This window comes from Polaromonas sp. P1_F6 (assembly GCF_056405695.1).
The window spans coordinates 757,450-777,999 of sequence record NZ_JBFUBQ010000003.1 but is presented as its reverse complement, the minus strand read 5'-3'; the positions used below and the strand labels follow the sequence as shown (position 1 = coordinate 777,999).

Annotated in this window: 5 protein-coding genes; all 5 read right to left on the bottom strand. The window is 59.4% G+C overall.

The features are described 5' to 3' along the window. Nucleotides 1-4: 4 nt before the first annotated feature. Genes AC1DY9_RS13210 through AC1DY9_RS13190 form a run of 5 tightly spaced genes read right to left on the bottom strand, consistent with a single transcriptional unit; the run spans nucleotide 5 to nucleotide 20,546 of the window. Complete coding sequence (locus AC1DY9_RS13210) at nucleotides 5-220, bottom strand: MbtH family protein (protein ID WP_477666736.1); 216 nt, start codon at nucleotides 218-220, stop codon at nucleotides 5-7. Next, a complete protein-coding gene (locus AC1DY9_RS13205) occupies nucleotides 217-1,605 on the bottom strand; it encodes a condensation domain-containing protein (RefSeq protein WP_477666735.1) in 1,389 nt (462 codons plus the stop codon). The genes AC1DY9_RS13210 and AC1DY9_RS13205 overlap by 4 nt, the downstream gene beginning before the upstream one ends. Before the next feature lie 23 nt (nucleotides 1,606-1,628). Further along, nucleotides 1,629-5,909, bottom strand: a complete 4,281-nt coding sequence (locus tag AC1DY9_RS13200; RefSeq protein WP_477666734.1) for a beta-ketoacyl synthase N-terminal-like domain-containing protein — start codon at nucleotides 5,907-5,909, stop codon at nucleotides 1,629-1,631. Further along, nucleotides 5,899-15,285 carry an amino acid adenylation domain-containing protein gene (locus AC1DY9_RS13195; protein ID WP_477666733.1) on the bottom strand — a complete coding sequence of 3,129 codons (9,387 nt, stop codon included), beginning with the start codon at nucleotides 15,283-15,285 and terminating at the stop codon, nucleotides 5,899-5,901. Before AC1DY9_RS13195 ends, AC1DY9_RS13200 begins: the two co-directional genes overlap by 11 nt. Further along, nucleotides 15,282-20,546, bottom strand: coding sequence for an HAD-IIIC family phosphatase (locus tag AC1DY9_RS13190; RefSeq protein WP_477666732.1), 5,265 nt, complete (start codon nucleotides 20,544-20,546; stop codon nucleotides 15,282-15,284). The genes AC1DY9_RS13195 and AC1DY9_RS13190 overlap by 4 nt, the downstream gene beginning before the upstream one ends. Nucleotides 20,547-20,550 lie beyond the last annotated feature (4 nt).

Here is a 20,550-nt window from a genome sequence, read left to right as displayed (position 1 = left end):
CCGATCATTGTCTTTCGGGCTTTGCCCCCGCGACCAGTTGACGGACACTGAGTGGGCGCATATCGGTCCAGATCAGTTGGATATGATCGAGACAGGAGTCACGAGTGCCAATGAAGCCAACAGACCGCCAGCCGGGGGGCGGCGGCAGATCGGCGGGGTACACCGAATACTGTTCCTCGTGATTGATCACGACTATCCAGCGATCATCATCTTCAGTCACAATGGAGCTCCCTTATTGCCGGATGCCGCAACCTCCAAAGCCAACAGCCGACGTTCTATACCACCACAGTCGATCACCCCGACTAAATCTAAAACCTCGTTCAATGCTAAGCGCATAGACTCATCTGTATACAATTTTTTATCGTACCAGATCTGAAGCGTAATCATTTTTTCGTCCTCTTCCTGCTCAACGGCTAACAGACATACGTCGTACTTCGCGCCGCCGCGCTCGTGTCGATAGCGTCGAAGAGATAATCCCCCTACGTTCACAGACATCTTAGGGAAATTATGGTATGCGAAGAACACGTTACTAAACGGCTGTCCCCCAGCTTCTCGATGCGGTCGTAGCGCTCGGACAAGACAGTCGAAGGGTAGTCGGTCGTTCGCAAACGCACCCAATACCACTTCGCACACACGAAACAGCAACGTGCGGAATGTCGGATTTCCCGCGACATTAACCCGTAACGGCAGCACGTTGACGAAGAAGCCGATCAACGGTTCCAGTTCGGGCTCGGTTCGCCCAGCAACGGCGGTGCAAACGACTAGATCACTCGCTGTTACATGTCGGTGCACTACCGCGCACCAGATCGCAAGCAATACCATGTAGCGGCTGATCGCAGATGCACCGTTTCCCTGAGCCGTACAGGCACGGCGAATCCGATCGAGTGCAGCAAGTGGCACCTGCGCGGAGAGGTGAGAGGCCTCGCCCAAGGGCGCTGTGAGAGAGCGGTCCGGCACCCACACCGTACGTGGCACGCCGCGCAGATGTGTGAGCCAGTACGCTTCTTCGCCGGCCATGCCGCCGCTCGCGTATTGAGCGCGTTGCCACGCAGCAAAATCGCCATACTGCACGGCTAACGGCGGCAGCGCGCTACTCAGAGGAGTGGCGCAGAGCGAGGCCGTATACAACTTCGCGATCTCATTTAACAGGATCCTGACCGACCACCCGTCAGAAACCATGTGATGAAGCCCGAGCACGAGGAAGTTCCGGTCGTCACATTTCGGCAGCTGAATTAACGTCGCGCGAAACAGCGGCCCAGCGGCCAGATCGAACGGTCGCATGGCCTCCGTATCCAGCCATTCGAGGAAACCTTGAGGATCACGCTCCACTTCCATCTCAACGACAGCCAGTGGCACCTGGCTCGGTAGGTCGGCTTCCACGTGGAGACGTCCCTCACGCTCAACAATGCGCGATCGAAGAGATGCGTGCCGTTCCAGCAAATGATTCAATGTTGCGCGGAAGGCCTGCATGTGCAACGAGCCACACAGTTCGACGACCACCAAAGGTTCGTTGTACAACGACGAGCCCGGCATTAGCTTCTCAATGAACCACAGGCGCTCTTGACCAAACGAAAGCGGCGGCGCGTCCCCGTCGAACTGTGGCACACGACTGTGCGCCGCCATAGGCCTCACAGCGCGGCCCTCGCGGCGCTTTGTTCGCGAGGGATATCCACCGTATCAGAACGGATGGCTTCTATCGCCGCAGAGAGACGCGCGACGGTCGGTTGCTCGAACAAAAGACGCAACGGCACGTCTAGACCCAGAACACTACGCAACCGCGCCAATAACTGTACCGCGACTAGCGAGTTCCCACCCATCTCAAAAAAATCGTCGTCGTCGCCGAGCTCCTCGCCAAGTAACGAGGTCAGTATCTGCCTCAGCTCAGCTCGCACATCGACTGCCGTTGTCGCGTATTCCGCTACGATCGGCATGCCCGCAGGCGCGCAGGGCAGCCATTCCGCGAGTCGTCGCTCTAAGTCCTCCCGCGTAACTACGATACGCTTGGGTATCCGCGCATGCATAGCGGCATCGAACGCCGCACACAACTCACCATCGGACAACATTCGGGTGCTTTGGGCGTGGGCGGCACTGCCCGCGTAGCCGCTGAGCGGCGTTGAGTCGCGATGCCACCCCTCCCAGTGGATTGCGCGCCAGTCGTGCGAAGCATCCGCAACGGCATCGATCCAAGTGTGCGCGGAGCCATATGCGCCCAAGCCAAGGCCACCGAGTATTGGTGACATCGACGAGGTTAGGAGCTTGAGAGGCACGTCCAGATCAAGCAGTGCATCATGTACATTCATGAAGCCCGTCACTCGCTGATCGAACAGCAGCGTTATTTCGTCGTCGCCGAGCTCGACGATGGTGCGATGAGTCTCGTCTGGCGCCTCTCCGGCAGCGAAAATGACGCCGTCGATGCGGCCATATTGTTCTCGAACCCCATAGAAGAGTCCGAAGACAGCCTCGCGATCACCAATATCGACTCGCCAAGGATTAAGGTCGGTGTGATTCTCGCCAGCCCGGCGGGACGCGGCAACTACGGTCGCGCCGTGGAAGTCCACTAGGTGCTGGCCGATCATTCTTCCGAAACGACCGGTGCCGCCGATGATCACGTAGACGCCGCCGCGGACGAGCAGCGATGAGCCGCCCAATGTCGGTATCACCGGCGCGTATACCGGAAGTAAAGGCCTCCCATCCCGAAGCGCAACAATCGACACGGGGCTCTCTCCGCATAGCGCCTCGAGGACCTCCAACGCAGAGGAGTTAGCGCTGTCGATAAGCGCACTCCAGAGTCCAGGAATCTCTTGGCCCGCCACGCGCGCAAGAGCGCCAAGTGCGGCGCGCGCGGGTATCACAGCGCCGCTACCATCGGGAGAGAGTGCACGTTCGGTGGAGAAGAAAACACGCAAGTCTTCCCTTCGTGGGGTCGCGGCGAGCGCGCGTAACAGATGTATTGCACCTATGACACCACGTTCCCGCTCATTCTCGCCTCCTGCGCCTGTGCTCCAGCGGTGTAAAACTCGGGTAAACCCACCTGTGGCAACCACCGCCGCCAAATCAACTGCCTGCCTCGGTCGGGCCACAAACGCAGTCGGCCCGTTTCTCTCGAATGCCTCACCTGCCAGCACCGTGATCACATCCGCTCCTCGTTGGCGCAACGCGCCAACCACAGGATCTTCCGCGTCGCGTATCAGCGCCAGCCATCGCTCGCGCATCGGAAGATGCGAAGAGGACACATAGCGCTCACCGCGGCACCAAGCCGGTACTCGCATTGTGATGGACGCGGCAGGGGCTTTAGCTAGTGGAGGGGCAGCGTCGCGAGGCGGCAATGTGCCGGTCCTGGCGAATGGGTACGCGGGTAGGCCAACACGTGCCCGCACGCTGTTCGAGTACAGCGACTCGAGGCGCAGCGGCGCTCCGGCGCTGTGCAACGCCCCGATCAATGCCAGCACCCAAGCTTTTGGCTCACTGAGCGAGGTAGGCGCCTTCCACACGTGTAGATCCTCCCCGCCTAGCGATTTGATCGCGGTAGCCAAGGTGCCAGTGGGTCCGATGTCTACCGCGACGCGATCAGGGCGATCGCGGAGGTGTTGTCCCAACATATCCGCCAACATGACCCGATCAACTGGACGCACCCCGCTACTCGACCAGAATTCAGCGCCTGCATACTCGCCGGCGTTAAGCATGCGTCCTAGGGACGGCGAGAGCCAGCCCGCGATCGCGCCCCCCCCTCCAGGGCGCTCATGAATCGGCCAGACCGGTGAAGGAAGCGTGCCCCATGCCTCTCCCAACGGTGTCACCTCCCAAGGAATGCTCATTTGATCTAAACGGGTGCACAGGGCATTGATGGCATTACAGGGACCGGTGACCACGGCGGACACGCGGGTCGCGATGCCGACGATTGTCGTTTCGGAATTGAGCAGCGGCGCGAGGGCCGCCGCACTCAGAGCAACTCCAATGGTAGAGCTCCCACTACGCTGCGTGGCAGTAGACAATGCTCTGCACACGGCCGCGATGCCGGTTTCCCTATCGACCAAGCCCGCAAGTATGGCCGCGGCCCATTCGCCATACCCCTCGCCAGTGAACGCCTCTGGCGCGAGACCTAGGTCGACGAGCGTGTCCGCGAGCGCCAGCGAGAGAGCGAGCGATGCGAAGCTGGAGTCGCCGCGAACCGTGGTCGTATTTTCTCGGCACAGAAGGAGATCGGGGCCACCTGCGCAAAGGATCTGGCCGGCCACTCGAACGAAATGCTCGCGAAAAGGAGGAAACGTTTCGCGAAGCGCTTGGGCGGTCGCAACAGCGCGAGGGTCACGGTCCGGCAGCAACAGCAACACCGCAGGGCGCGCAGCGGCCACAATGGGCGTCGCCATGCGCAACACGCGCGATGCATCTCGCGGCTCGGCTGCGACTACGGAGATGCGGTGCGGCAGATACTCGCGACCGACATGCAGCGTGAACGCAACGTCCGAGAGGCATGGATTCTGTAGGCCGTCGAGCCACAATCCGAGGTCGCGCACCCGCTTCGCACACGCATCGGCAGTGGCGGCCGTCACAGTTATCAGTTGCGTACCGTCCCTGTCGCGTTTGTGTGTCGATGCATCTACAGAGACAAGTGGCTCGGCGGCAAGCGGCGCTTCAACAACTAGGTGCGCATTCGTGCCTCCGATTCCGAACGAGCTGACGCCGGCCCGCCGGCTCCCACTCGCGGGCCAAGGTTGAGCATGGCGCACTATGCTAAGGCTACGCGCAACCTTGTCATCGATGCTGCATGTCCCCATTCCCAAGGTCGCTGGAATTGAATCATCCCGGAAAGCTGCCAACAATTTTAGCAAGCCCGCTATACCCGCAGCGACATCCGCGTGGCCAATGTTGCCTTTGCAGGAACCAATTGGCAGCGGCGGACCGCGACGTCCATCGAACACTTCAGCGAGTGCGCGCAGCTCAATATCGTCGCCAACCCGCGTGCCGGTACCGTGAGCTTCCACGTACATAAGATCCTCTGGCGTCAACCCTGCTGCGGCGATTGCTTCGGCAACGACGGCAGCTTGCCCGTCCTGGGATGGGGCTGTGAAGCCTGCGCGGGCGCGGCCATCGTTGTTGACCGCAGAGCCTACGACAACGCCCAGAATCCGACTGCGATGGGCGATAGCATCCTCCAAGCGTTGAAGCACCACGATTCCCGCTCCACTGCCGAACACCGTTCCGTCAGCGTCTTCAGAGAAAGGTCGGCATGCACCAGACCGGGACGCAACACCACCTAGTGGAGCGAGGTACCCTGCGCGTTGTGGCATCCGCACTGAAACGCCACCCGCTAGAGCCAAATCACAAAGCCCGCTGCGTAGCGCTTCACAGGCAGAATGCACTGCCACAAGAGAACCAGAACATGCGGTCTGGATCCCCATGCTTGGCCCTCTTAGGTCAAGGCGGTAGGAGATCGCGGTAGCCAAGAAGTCACCGTGATTCACTAGGGAAAGCGCATCCACACCAAGCGATTTTCGCAATTCCGGGGCAGACAGATATTCAAGCAGGAAGGTGCTCGGCGAGCTTGCCAGATACAGCCCGACCGCATGGTCGACTGCAGCAGGCAAGATTGCGGCGTCCTCGAGTGCCGCGTAGGCACATTGCATGGCGACGCGCTGCTGTGGGTCCATCATTTGTGCTGATCGGACCGAATATCCGAAAAGCTCTGCATCGAAAAATTCCGCATCCGCCAGTGGGGCGCACGAACCTACCCAGTCGGGATCCGTCGAATCGATGCCGCGAGCATAAGCATGCTCGGCTTCCTCGCGAGTAACAGGTTCAAATGCACAGCGGCCTTCCGCCAACAGCCGGGAATAACCGTCGAAATCGCGGGCCCCCGGGAAGCGGCAAGCGACGCCAACTATGGCTATGTGGTTACGATCACTGCTCATTCTCACTCCATCGGGCGCGTCGCCGATTGCCACGCGAAGTGCCACGTCGCATGCCGCTACTGCTACTGGTTGCACCTCCGCTCTCGCGGGAGTGCATGAAGATAGCGAACGCGGCGATGCTCGGATGTTGATAGAAATCTGGCACGCTCAGTCCGGTCACGCCTTTTCCCTCTAAGCGGTCGAGGACTTCGAGCGTTAACAGGCTATGCCCGCCCACATCGAAAAAATTGTCGTCCGGGCCGAAATCCGCGCGGTGCAGTACCTCCATCCAGATATCGGCGAGCATGCGCTCGCGCTCATCCATTGCTCTGCGCGCTTCTGGTTGTGGCATCGGTATCGAAGCGAGTGCACGACGATCGAGTTTGCCACTGGGTGTTCGCGGTAGTGAATCTACGATCTGCAGACGCGACGGAAGCATATAGCTAGGTAGCGATTTCGCCAATAGCATCCGGAGCGAACGCTCTGTCAGACTGGCGCGCAACGGCTCAGGTGGGCGCGGAATCCCACGCGCCCCCTGGACGGGAAAGTCAACCCGGACAGCGTCCAGCATCCACAGCCCGACCTGACCCAGGCGACGATGAGGAGTCCATGTTAGCGAGAACCCGGTTGGAAACATGTTAGCGATTGCATCGCGCATGCCACAGTTGTCTTCGACCTCAATGAGGAAACGGTCGATCTTCGCGAAATCCTCCGGTGTTAGCCCCTGTAACACTTCGAGCTCCGAGCGCTCGACATCGATCTTGACCAGATCGACGTGCGGTAGCTTCAAGCGACCGATAACCTCAGATAAGGTGACAACCTGGACGTCGAAGGTTTCGCCATCGAGGCGATTTACTGCCATCCGGTCCACAGTCGCCGCCGGTAAGCGCGTGTCGACGGCAGCTCGGAAAATATTCTCATCCCGGAGCGCGTCAGGATGCAGCCCTGATTCCAAACTCGCGTTCGGATAAAACTTGAACGGAGCTGAGCCAGATTGAGCACCAGCGGCGCTGGTTAGCAGATCGAACCTGCACCCGTGCAGGACCAAATTGTCGCGCAACACCGCCGCGATCGCAGGTGACGGTTCTATCGCGACGATGTGCACATTCTGGGCGGCATAATGCGCAGCCAGCGAAAACAGGCCAATGTTGGCTCCTACGTCAATTACTACCGCCCCGTCACCCAGGGTCGGCGAAGGCGTATCGCCCTCCTCGCGCTCGGACAGTAGATAGTCAGTTTCAGTTCGGCGGTAGTCGAACACCGCTAGTCCGTCCGCCAGCATCCGGTACCGATTGCCACGAACGAGCCGTTCACGCTCATTGGGCAACACATAGGCGATGAGTCCCCGGGCGACCTCGTCATAGTAGGCGGCCGCTTCAGTTACCCCGGGACACGCCATTAATGCCGCCTCCACCTCCGCCAAATCGATTCGCACGCCGCGAAGCACCACCTGCTGGTCTGCACGGCCGTGATAGCTAAAATTCCCGCCGGACATGTGCTGGCCGATATCGCGTGTACGGAATATTCGACCACCATGCGCGACGGGGTCCGGGACGAACGCCGACGCTGTTTGTCTTGGGTCACCGAAATAGCCGCGCGAGACAACGGCACCACCGACGTGAATCTCACCGAAATCACCGTCCTCGACCGTGCGCATGTGATTGTTGAGCAAGAGGATTGACGCACCAGATATCGGTACGCCGATATCTGGCGATCGTTCGAAATCAACGACCTGGGCCCAAGTATTGTCGCAAGAAGCCTCCGACGCACCATACAGATTGATCAGCCGCGCGCCAGGTACTCGAGCATCGAAAACGCGGGCCGTTTCGATCGACAACGACTCACCACTCGCGATCCATAACCGAACTCCAACAAGCAACTCGACCCTAGCCGACGAGGACAGGATCGCGTTGAGCAAGGACGGTACGATGATCAAGCGCGTTACGCCGTGTTCGCAGATATCTTTCACAAAGCGATGCGGATCGCGAACAGCGTCTGGGGACAGGATTACCAACGGCACCCCGGCCAATAATGGACCGAGGATTTCCTGAATCGAGTCGCCAAATCCTAGCGCCGTCTTATGAGCGCAGCATTCTCCATATGCGTATGGAAACGCTTGCTCGCGCCAAGCTGCGACCGCCAGCGTCGCACGATGCGTTCCCATCACACCCTTAGGCACCCCGGTCGATCCCGAGGTGAACAACACGTACGCCATAGCGTCTGCAGGCACCTGCACTCGGGGCGGCGGGACTTCCGCTCCGTGGGCATAGGCTGCGATATCGATCAACTCGCACACCGGCAGTACGCCGAGAAATTCGGTCGCATCGGTACGATTTGACAAAATGACAGTGGGTCGACTAATTTCAGCCATCTGCACGATCCGCTGCACGGGATAACTTGGATCTAGAGGAACCCAAGCCGCACCTACTTTCAGGGTCGCGAGAATACCGGCGATTGCCTCGAATGACCGATCCGCAAGAATTCCCACGCGGTCCTCGACAGCTACGCCTCGGGCTACTAGGGTAGCGGCAAGCCGATTTGACCACGCCTCCAATTCCCCGAAGCTCAAGGTCTGATCACCATCGATCAGTGCAATCGCCTGAGGTTGACGTGCGGCGACTGATTCGAAGCAGGCGTGGATAGTAGTGTCCTGATACCAGGGTGCGCGAGGCACAGAAGCAACAGGCGTCGGCCGTTCATCGTATGAAGTGTCGAATGTGATCTCTCCTACTCGGCTAGAAGAGTCATCCCCAAGCCGAGTCAAACTCATCCGCAGCGCTTCTAGCAGACGTTGAGCACCCGACTTCGAGAGTCGGCCACGCTCCCAGGACAGCTCGAGCCGGATTCGCTCCCCAGGCTCCACGACAAGCGTCGCCGGGTAATGCGACCGCTGCCGACAATGCATCTCCTCGAGTGTCAGAGCCGGGATCATTGCTGAGAACGCCCGATCAACTGGGTAGTTCTCGATGAGCAACACATGGTTGAAAAGCGATCCGGGTGCAGCGACACCCGCACAGCGCTGGATCTCGCCAAGTGAGAGATGTTCTATCGCCTGTCGCGCCAGCGCGGCTTGCTGAACACCACGCAGAAACTCTTGGGGCGAAGCCGACCTATGCATGCGCACTCGGACCGGAACGGTGGTGACAAATAGGCCAACCGCGCGCTCCGCATGCGGAAGATGTTCTCGGCCAGAGAGAGTGAGTCCAAAGACTACTTCTGATGACCGCGAACGATCCGCTAACACCAATGCCCAGGCCGCTTGGAAGTAGCTCGCGAACGTCACGCCGGCGCGTTGGGAGAACTCGAGAATCCGCAGCGACTCGGCCGCACTGAGGGCCAACTCTGCTTCATCGTGTTCACTCGACAGATCACCGGGGTCGCCAACCGGACCGAGCCGCAGGGGATCGCTCGGCGTTACACCCGCAAGCGCTTCAGTCCAGAATGAGTGGGCCGCGCGCGATACGGGCGCAGGCATATCCAGTAACCGAACAGGCGCCAATTGCGAATCGTCGGACATGTGGCCGGCATAACTCCGCAGTAAGTCCTCGACTACAACGGCAACGCTCCAGCCGTCAACCACAAGATGATGGAATGTCCACACGATCTCCCAGTGATCGTGATCGAGCCAAAGAACGGACATCCGCGCCAACGGCGGCCGCTCAAGGTCAAATGACCGTCGGCGCTCAGCTGCGGCATGTGTGTCCGCAGCGGCGCGCGGTGAAGGCGGTGCTTTACGCAAGTCAAGGATTGCGACGCTAGCGTCGAGGTTGCGTTCCACCACGCGTAACGTGTCGGAGCCCGTCGACACGAAGCCAGTACGGAAGACTGCCTCACGGCGCACCGCGCGCCGCCATGCTTGCTGCCAGCGCTCAGGCTCGAAAGTCCCACGTAATCGGAATCGCATCTGGTTTTCATACACGGCGGTTCCCACTGCGGCGCGAACATGGAACAGCATCCCAGCCTGCATGGGATTGAGTGGTGCTACCTCGTCTACCTCGCGGCCCGCCACTGCGGCGAGAATGCGCGCAGTATCCACTGATGCTGGCACAGCGCCAAGACGGAAGGGGATGGACTGCTCAAGTCCCTCGACTTGCGCACGTAGTTCTGCAAGGAGCGCTATCAGCAGCATACGCGCGCCGCCGAGCACAGATCCAGCGGTACATTGGACTTTTAAGCACAGGCGATCATCGGAATCGATCCACGCATCGACAGCGACAGGGTACGGAGTATTTGCACCAGGCGGAGGCAAAGCTCCCCCGAAGTCCAGCAGCGTACGTACAGGTCCCTCCTCGTTCGTAATCATCCGAATCCGTCCAAGGTAATTCAGTACGACAGGGGCCCGCCACGCACTCAAGCGATCGTGCACGTCGCCCTCCCCATGGCGACCGGCGAGGAGCCGGAATCGAGAGCCAGTGTCACGCACGGCTGCAAAGGCGGCCGCGCTAACGCGCACTCGGGCGACAACGTCGAACGTGGGATCGAGTTCGACCGAAACGGGATACAAGGCCGTGAACCATCCGACAGTGCGGGACAAGTCGACTCCCGGCCAACTGCGGCCATTGGATTCAACGTCGATACAAACCCGCGACGCGCTGGTCGCGCGCTGCACCAGTTGCGCCAATGCTGCGTGAAGCAACGTCTGCGGCGATATTGACAATCGCAATGCAGCAGCCTCCAGAGTGCGCGTGAACGCGTGATCCAGTCGTTCGTCAGCCAGGCTTTCAATCGGTGCCGGCTCTCCAGCCGCGACACAGCCAGCAATCCGCTCTAACCAAATAACGGCTTCATCCGTGCTTTCGGGCAGAGCGGCGCGTGCATGCACAGCCCGCACAGCATCTATTTGCGCGACGGCCGACTGCGCTAGAGTCGCACCACGATAGGCTGCAGACAAATCGTCCGCGAGGATGCCCCAGGACACGGCATCAATCGCGAAGTGACTCACGACCAACACCAGTTCCTGTGTCTGCTCGACCATGACTGCCGACAGTACGCGCCCGCACGACGGATCGATCTCACTGGCAGCCAACATCAACGCCCGTGGGCGATCCTCGGCGAGGTGGATTGTGACAACTGCGTCGCTCGCTGGAATCACCTCGATGCGCCGCGTATCGACCTTCGTTCGCAGCGCATCGTGAATCTCAATCACATGCATCAGCGCGTGTTCGAGGTGGTCGCGATCGACTCCCTCATCCAGGGCGACAACGCACCATTGCACCCACCAGGCCGGAACGCCGCCGCAGTGAGCGATCGCCCAGGCCTGAATGGGTGAAGGCGAAGCCGTCCCTTGCGCCGGCGAGGGCAAAGACAACCGAGCGGTTCGTTCAGCCAAAGCGCGCACTGTTCGGCACTCGAAGTAGTCGCGAATATCCAGACGTAGCCCTGCACCTTGTAAATCCGCGCTAATGCGTAATAGAGAGATGGAATCCGCACCCGCATCGAACACGGAGTCATCGATACCCCGCATTGCCGGCCCGAGCACCCGCCGGCATGCATCAAGCAGGCGGGCCTCACGCGGATTGCGCGGCGCTGCTCCAGCACCGCGGTTGCGCGGTGTAAGCCGCAGTTTTGACGCGTCCGGCTTGCCGCTTGGTGCAAGCGGGAGAGCAGGGATAAACTCAATATGTTGCGGCACAGCCCATTGAGGCATGTTGCGCGCCACGTGAGATCGGATCTCTTCACACATCGCTTCAGAGTAGTCGATATTATTTGGATCGCGGTGTACGCACCAAGCGGCTAGCAGCAGGGGCGCATCAGTCGTTGGCGCGCGCTGAGCGACAACAGCCCGAGCCACAGCTGGATGGGATTCGATTACTCGCTCAACCTCGCCTGGATCGAGACGCGCGCCACGAACCTTCAGCTGTCGATCGACACGGCCAAGAAAAACTAGGCCTCCATCTGGCTGCAAAATTACACGATCGCCCGTCCGATACATTCGCGACCCACCCGAGCGCCCGGACACGGTGCCGGCGACGCTCCAGAGGTGCATATGTTCCACGCCCTCACTAGTGCTGATTACATATGGAAGTCGGTAAATTGTCATGTCTACGGCACCGAGTGTTGCCAAACGCCGTACCACTTGTGCGAGTTGCTCCTCACAGCCCATGTCATCACCGATAAGTTCATCAAACGCCGTATAGGCTCGCTCATTCGAACTAGTGTCAAAGGGAAGATTCGGCAGCAGCATCTGCAATGCGAAACGTCCACCTGGGCGAAGAACACCTACTAAATTGGCGAGCATGTGCGTGGGCGAAGATACCCGATCCAGCACAAGCGTTGCCAGAGAGAAATCAAAACCGCCGGCTGTGAGTCCGGTCTCGCGGGCAAACGTGATCGGATCGCTGTCGATCATGGCCTGTACCATGCGATGTCCGCGGCGGCTTGACCGCTCGACCAACCACGGGCAAAGGTCGACCCCAATCGCGGTTGCGCCCAAAGCAGATAGGGCGTCCAGCACTTCTCCACCGCCGGACCCGAAATCGATTCCGCTCAGGCCGGCTAGCGATCCGCCAAGCAGGCGCTCGAGCACCACGGGTTCCAGTCCGCATGCGCGGATGTGGCCTTGAGCGCCTTCGGCAAGATATCGCGCGAACCCGTGGCGAGCCTCGTCGCTGTCGAGTGACATCCATAGCTCCATCGTACGCATGCTAAGTGCCGGATCAAGCCCCTCGCATAAGCGACCGACGATGTCACTGTTGGCGGATATGGTAACGAGCGAGGCGGCAGTTTCGGGACAACAGCTCTGCACGAAATTTGCAATAGCTGATTCAACATCAGGGAAACTTATATTAAACGGGCCGCGGGTTGCACATGCAAAAGGATCTGGCAAAAATGCAGCGGCGGTCTCGAGTGGAGCGTCCACATAACGTACTGCGACCCCGTCGCCGGCTAAATACAACTCACCCGGGATGCCGCAGGGCACAGGTTTTAGATCGGAGCCTAGGATGTAGGCGCGGGTATGATGCCGTGGGCGTCCAATCGGGACAAGTCCGTCGCGTCGCTGAAGATCCTGGGGGCGTACCTCATGCGCGGTAGCGTATACGGTGAACTCGGCCGGCCCGTAGGCGTTGACGATTCGGCGCCGCGACATCCAAGTCGCAGCAAGTGCCGGTGGGAAAGCCTCGCCAACGACAACCAACCAGCGATCAAGAACTGGCAGCACAGCGTCCACAGGCATGTCGGCGAGGAACGACGGCACCACGACAGCAACTGCGACCTCTTTCTCTACGAGAAAACGGGAAAAAGCTTCTGGTGTGCGCTGAGAATCAGCGACTACGGCAAGCGTTGCCCCGCTCAAAAGTGCCATGCAGCACTCGCCAATAATGGCATCGAAACTTGGCGTTGATAGCTGCGACACTACCTGTCCGACGTCCAGCCCGAACCATCCACGCTGCCATTCAGCGAGCTGCACCATAGCCCGGTGGTCGATCTCTATTCCCTTAGGTCTTCCTGTTGAACCAGAAGTGTAGATACGGTAAGCAGGGCGCGACCCGCTCGTCGGAAAAATTGGCAGCCGCAATGCGGAAGAATTGGTCGGTAGCACGTCGAGATCGACGCATATCGTACATCCCGGTATGCCGATCTGGCCGCTAATATTCGAGCGACTGATTAGCACGCCGGGTGCAGCGCGGTCAATAATACTCGTGATTACGTCCAATGAAAGTGCGACATCCACCAATAAGAAAGTAGCGCCCGCAAGCAAAGCACCGAACATGCTCCCGAAGAAATCACGGTCACGCGGCAGCGCAATCGCCACGAGTACTCCTGGTCCAGCCCCCATATCGTGTAGCAAGCGCGCGACCCGCGTCGCGTCACCTAGAAGGTCACCGTAAGAAACAGTATCGTCGGCGATCCACAGCGCTGCAGCCTCTGGATGTCGAAGCGCCACGTCGGCGAACTGCCGTCCTGCGTCGGCGGGTCCCGCAGAAGTTAGCGGTGCATCGCCGACCGCCGCAACTGCCAGCCGCATTGCTTCGTTGTCGTCCACGGCACGAATCTCGGCGAGCTGAAGAGCGGGATCACCCGATAGCGTCGTGAGAGCTCTGACAAAAGCGCAGGCAATAGCGTCCGCTGTATTCGCTTCGATGGCATCAACCCGGTAATCCAAGGACGCGCTCACTGTTGTGCCATCCTGTTCCAGCAGAAAAAACAGGTCGAAAGGGGAAGCGCCTGGATGCAGCTTGCGCGCGCGGGTTCTCAAGCCCGGGATTCGACACGCAAATTTCGGCGCGTGATCGACCACTAATGCGATGCGCGAAAGAGGGTGCACCCCCGCTTCTGCCGAATGCCCGGAGAGAGCAACGAGTGACTCGAATGGCAGGTCGCGATGGACTAAGGCTGCCCGCCATGCAATGGTGGCCGCATCTATCAGTTCGCCGACGGTAACCGCGTCGATGCGTAAACGTATAGGTAGTGTGTCGAGCAGAGGTCCGACGATTGCCTTCGTACTGACATCCTCTCGCGCCGCGACCGATGTAATCACCACGATATCGCGAAGTCCGGAAAGGTGGTTCAGCGCCAACGCCTGCGCCGCTAGCGCAACGGCGAACGGCGTGGTGCGACAGGCCCTAGCAGTCGACTCCACCCTCGCCCATAAGCCATCAGGCATCGTTATAGGGAGGCTGCGCGCAGCCTGTGCGAATCCACTCACTTGCCGAAAAATCCCCTCCAGTGGTGATGGGGGAAGATCGGTTAAGACTGGCCGCCAGAACGCTTCCAGACGGGCGGTATCGGCGACATCCTGTGCCACGCGACATCGGGAAATGTGTTCGGCGTAGCTAGGCGCATGCGGCATTGCGGTAAAGGCCTCAAGGTCGCAATAGGCTGCTTCGAGGTCGGCCATAAGTATCGAACGCGACCACGCATCAAAGGCGATATGGTGCACGATCAGCGCGACCGAGTGCTCGTGCACACTGGTCATCACTACCCGTACGCGCACTAGCGGTCCACGTTCGAGGTCAAATATCCGCGAGGCGGATTCGTCCAGCAAGGAGTTTCGACGTGCATCACGGACTGATGGTTCCTCGCCGGACAGATCGACCAGATCGAATTCCAGCGCTTCGTCCGCCGACAGCGTGTCTCCGTAGTTACCATCGACGTCGTAAAGGGTCCGCATAATCGGATACCGCGCCAGCACCGCGATGAGCGCGGCTCGCAGCCGTGCAGAATCGAGCGGACCATCGAAATCAAGCGCGCCCGCATTGTTGAACGCTGCGCTAATAGGGACGGCACGCTGTGCAAACCAAATTCGACGCTGCACCCCAGAAGGCGCGGGTAATTTCGCAGAGTAACGGCCCATACTGCCGTCCTCCAAAGCCGTCGGACTACTGCCGAGCCGCTGAGCCAGCGCAGCGATCTGCTGAGCGGTCATCCCCTTTAATCGTCGACGCAGATTACTCATAATTCTGACTCGTCAAGAACTCGATCAAGCCCGCTGGGATTTATCTCAATCACCGCGTCGACTACGACATCGGCTAGGGCAGCGACAGTCGGCGCATCGTAGAGCTTGGACAGGTGAACGTTCACCCCGAACGCATCGTGGATACGCCAGACCACGCGCAACGCCAGCATGGAATAGCCACCCAGTTCAAAGAAATCGTCGCTTGCACCGACCCGGTCGACGCGCAGGGCTTCAGCGAAGATCTCCGCCAGCAGCGTCTCGACCGGTCCGCTAGGAGCCACATATGGGCCGCGTCGGACGAAGCGCACAGGACGCTCCGATTCAATCCCAGCGAGGATGGTGCCAGCATCGACACGCTCTCCGAGCGGCACAGAGACACCAGACGCGCCGCTGGTCTCCCATGGCATGACTAGCGGAAGTGGTGGTGTCTGTACCTGCACATCAGAGTGTCGCGCTGGGCAAACATCCGATGCGATGGCGACACGACCTTCCTCCGCATTGAAATTCGGCGCTATTGCACGCAGGAACATGAACGCCGGCGCATTGCGGAGCGTGCGCCGGTAAGCCACACTCATGACCGGTAACCCGCTCTCCTGCGCCTCGGCCTGCAAAAGCTCAAAAAACGTCGTCTCGACGCCTCTCCCAAGCACCCGACAACTCAGTATTAGTGCATCAACATTGAGAGCCCCCTCCCACACCTCTACCCTAGCTGCACAGGTCAATCCATATGAGCCGAAGCGGTCCTGAACTTCAGCGACGCGCCAACACGACAGCGTGGCCAGAACCTCGCCGACGTTGAGCCTGCAGTCTGAGAGATTGAACTGATTTGACCGCTGTGCCAGTTGAGCGATACGCTGAGCATCGCCAGGGTCAGCACAGCGCTTCCGAACTTCAACCCGTAAGCCGGCTACAAAGGCATCTAGATCGGTGGTTTCACTTCGAGCGCGCCGGCGCATGGCTTCATCTCGGTAGGCTTCCGCTCGCCGTCCATCCTCTTCGGTAGTGATGCCACCGTCGAGTTCCCAAAGGTGCTCGGCTACGCGGGCCTGCAGCTGTTGTGATTCCGGCAGGTGTACCACGCATACGTCCGAACAGTGGGCAAGAACTTCAGCGCACATCACTGGGTCATCGTCGATCAGCACAAAACTATCGGTAGAGAGCGAAAGTGCATCGGCGAGCCGGCGCAGCGATTGGGACTTCGGTTCCCAGGACGCCTCAATCGCCGCGATGTCGTCGAGCCTTATACACATATCGGGATGAGAGAACGCATCGATGACGTCCCGTTTACGGTTTCTCGTGCAAAGCGCAAGGATTACTCCCGAAGCCCGTAAGCGCAGCACCGACCTCTGAAAGGCGCGCTTATGCTCCGGAATCGAAATCGCAAACGCGCACTCCCCATCCCACAGCGTACCGTCGCAATCCAGCACCAGCACTTTGTGCCGGCGACGAACGTCTGCGCGCAGCTGACGGAACAACTGTGTTCCCAATGCAGTGAGCCACGGCAGCGTAAACGGATGACGTCCGAGTTCGTCAATGTATGGGCTACGCTCCTGGTTGACGCAGTAGCGGAAGGCGAGGTTGGAAAGATCCAACAGTGGCCCGTCGATTTCGGAGACGGGCGAAGACAACAGACGACCAGCGACGCGACGCGCCGCCTGCGCTCGCACGCTGTCGCCCGATGGCGCGGGTAACACGCACAGGACAATGGCGAGTCTTCTTTGAGGATGGGCATCCAAGAGATCGAGGAAGGTTTCGACGCGACCGGTGCCCCCATTAGCGTCTACCCAAGCATCGGGGTCGATGACCACGAGACGCGTATCGGCTTCGGAGAACCACGCCGCATTTGGCTGGAGCAACTGTTGTTCTATTTGATCGTATGGTGCCAACGCTACGGACATCGGAAGCTCCAATCGTCGGCACCAAAACTGCATCGCATCGAGTGCAGGTTCAATGGTGAAATTGGCCGCGATCGAAATACGCCGGAATGTGCGCACCTGCGAGCCGGCTAGCGCCGCGTCGATCTCGCCAAGTGAGCGGTGAGGAGTTTCGACACACGCGTCAACGATGCTAAGAAATGTGTCTAATAGCTGCTGCGCTGTTTCCTCCAAGAACAATTCATTTGCATACTCTAAGTTCACGGACGCCGATCCGTCGGCGTTAGGCGCCACAACGAAACGCAGATCTAACTCGGACGTGGGAGTCTCGACGATCTGCATAGCGGGCGGCAACTCAGCGCCGTATTGATCATTGAACCATAGGCCAGTGTTATAGATTGGATTGGATCGGCGCGTTCTATCTGGATTGAGTGCACGAACGATGTCGTCAAAAGCAGTGTCCGCGTGCACCAGCGTTTCACCATAGCGCTTCCGCACCAGCGTTCCCCACGCTGACAAACTGGTATCGTCAGCAGCAGCGACGCGCAGCGGCAGGAAATTGAGATCGCAAGCTACTGGCTCCGGGGACGCGCCAGGCGGTGCGGACACAACGATTCCAACAAGCGACTCTCCACTCCCGGTGAAGCGACGCACAAGGGCCGCTAGCGCAGTAAGGAAGTAGCTGAACGCGGTGCCGCCGTCCCGTCGGGCCGCGTCCACAATACGCGCGTATGTTGCTGAGCTGAGCCGCACATGTCGGCGCGCCCCTCTCAGCGTCGGCCTTAAGGGTCGGTCGAAATCCAGTGGAAGTGAAACCTCCGGCAAAGCGTCAAGAGCACGGACGAAGTACTCAATACCAGCAGCGCGTGCCGCGCGAGCGCGGCTAGCTGCCGTCGCGCAGCGATGAAGATATTGGATCGCATCGAACGTGATCACATTGGTGTTATTTAGCACGTTCTCACGGATTGTTGCGTGCAATCGCATCGCCAATTGCCATGCACCCCAACCATCGCAGACGATGTGATGTACGGTCAGCAGCAGTCTGGCACTACCGTCTGGCAGTAACAGCAGTAGCGCTCGGGCGACACCTTGTGCAAGATCAAACGGTCTGCAAACCTCCTCGAGCAAACGGGTATTCAAATCTTCGGGCTCGATCTCTTCGTTGCAGAATGGCAACTCGAACGCATCTAAAACGCGCTGAATAGGCTCACCGCCCATTGAAACGAACACCGTACGGAGCGACGGCTCAGCAGCAACGATCCGATGCAAGCGGACCTGCGCATCGACAGCCTGCTTCGCATCGAGCTCGATCGACAAGCCCACGTGATAGAAAGGAAATCCCGGCCGGACCTGCTCGGAAAACCATATCCGCCGTTGTGCCGGTGACAATTCACCAGGTTGGGAAGTATCGAACCGAGAAATGGGCGCGCCACTCCGCTTCGTGAGTCGATCGGTCAGCGCTAAGGGCGTGCGCGCCTCAAAAACCTCCGCGACGCCTAGCGGATAACCGGTGTGTTGCTCAATCGCCGCACACAAAGCATGCATGCGCAGCGAATCTCCACCCAGTGCAAAAAAATCCGAGTCCGGGAAGATGAGTTCGCCGTGGAAAATCTCGCGAAATGCTGCTACCACTTTAGTCAAAGTATTCGCCGCGCTTTCGAACGATTTGAAGCCGGTATGGCCATCGTCGGATAGCGCCCATAGCGACACCATATCTCTTGGCAAGCACTGAGTTTCGAACAGTTGCCGCAGATGGGCGCGACGAATCTTTCCACTGGTAGTCCGCGGCAGCGACCGCCTTGGTGCTAGCACTACTTCCGTGACGGCAACGCCATGAGTGTGCCCTACGGCTTCAACAACTGCTTTTACGATGGTCTGGTCAACCGGAATCTCAACATCCCGCTCAACAAACAGAACTACTCGATCGGATATTGCACCTTTTACTCCGATCGCAACCACCGATGCGAACGCTTCCCCACCGTTATCGCGTGCTGTACATTCGATGTCAGTCGCATGGTGCTTGCTGCCGCGAACAGTTATCACGTCGCCGTCTCGACCACCGACATACAAGCGGCCTTCATAAACAAAGCCAAGATCGCCAGTTTGAAGCCAGCGTCTGCTGTCGCCCGGCAATGTCAGCCCGAATCGTTGCGAATCTTGTTCACCAAGATATCCCCGCGCGATCGTCGGTCCGCTCAGCACAATTTCGCCCACTCGTCCGGAACCGAGCGGCGCGCCTGAATCGTCGACGACGGCGACAGCAATGCATGATACAGGCGCACCGCACGCGACTAACGAAACCCCCTGGTCATTGGAAGCAGGTACAACTTGACCAGCGGCCAGTGCCTCGCGCTCGAAATGTCCTACCACCACACGAGGGCCGACACCAGACGCAGTGGCCATTAGCGTCGCTTCAGCCAAGCCATAGCAGGGCAGGAACGCCCTCGCCTGGAAACCGCATCCGGCGAATCGCGCGGCGAAGCGCTCAATCGTGTCACCACGCACAGCCTCACTGCCATTGAAGGCGACTCGCCAAGTTGACAAATCTATGCCGTTAAGGTCGGCATCATGAGCGACGGCGATGCAGCTTTCGTAAGCGAAGTTTGGCCCACCACTGGTCGTCGCACGATACTCCGATATTGCGCGCAACCAAGCCAGCGGTGACGCTAGAAATAAATTTGTTGACAGCCACACACATTCGATTCCTGTGTACAACGGCTGCAATAGTCCACCAATCAATCCCATGTCGTGATAACCCGGCAGCCAAGTCAATACTCGGCTCGCTGCATCGTGGCCGAATACATCTCGCACCGCGCGTTGCTGTGCACTCAGGTTGAAGCCATCGATCAACACGCCGCGCGGGACCGAGGTCGAGCCACTGGAGTATTGGATGATCGCGATGCGTGTCGGGTCGAATTTACCGATGAAGTCCGTAGGAACATCACCGTCGACGCACTCGATTCGCGACATATCCGACGGCAACTCCATGGTAGGTGCAGCGCACAGAATCGCGCTCGGCGCAGCACCCTCGAGCACCGCGCGAAAGCGCCCCTTCGCCGCGGGCGTTAGCGGCGGCGGAACTGGTATAGCCGCGACACCAGCGCCCATGCAACCTAGCAAGGCGATCAGAAAGTCGACTCCGTGAACGGCCACGACGAGTACCCGGCTTGCACCGTTGTTTCTCAGTCGCCAAGCCACGACCCGAGCACGAGCATCGAGTTGTTGCCAACTGAGCTCGGCAATGATCCCAGCTCGCCCAACGAGCCGGAAAGCAATTTCGCTAGGGCGTTCCAGCGCGCGCGCGCGCACTAGAGCGACTGGATCGAGCACGATCGGGTCAGGAGGCCAACCAGACCAGTCGGAAATGCCAGATGCTTTGTCGGTCATCTCA

What these genes read in the sequence shown, in the direction of transcription:
- AC1DY9_RS13200 (WP_477666734.1), bottom strand. Translation starts at nt 5,909, where the DNA reads ATGAGCAGTGATCGTAACCACATAGCCATAGTTGGCGTCGCTTGCCGC.
- AC1DY9_RS13195 (WP_477666733.1), bottom strand. Translation starts at nt 15,285, where the DNA reads ATGAGTAATCTGCGTCGACGATTAAAGGGGATGACCGCTCAGCAGATC.
- AC1DY9_RS13190 (WP_477666732.1), bottom strand. Translation starts at nt 20,546, where the DNA reads ATGACCGACAAAGCATCTGGCATTTCCGACTGGTCTGGTTGGCCTCCT.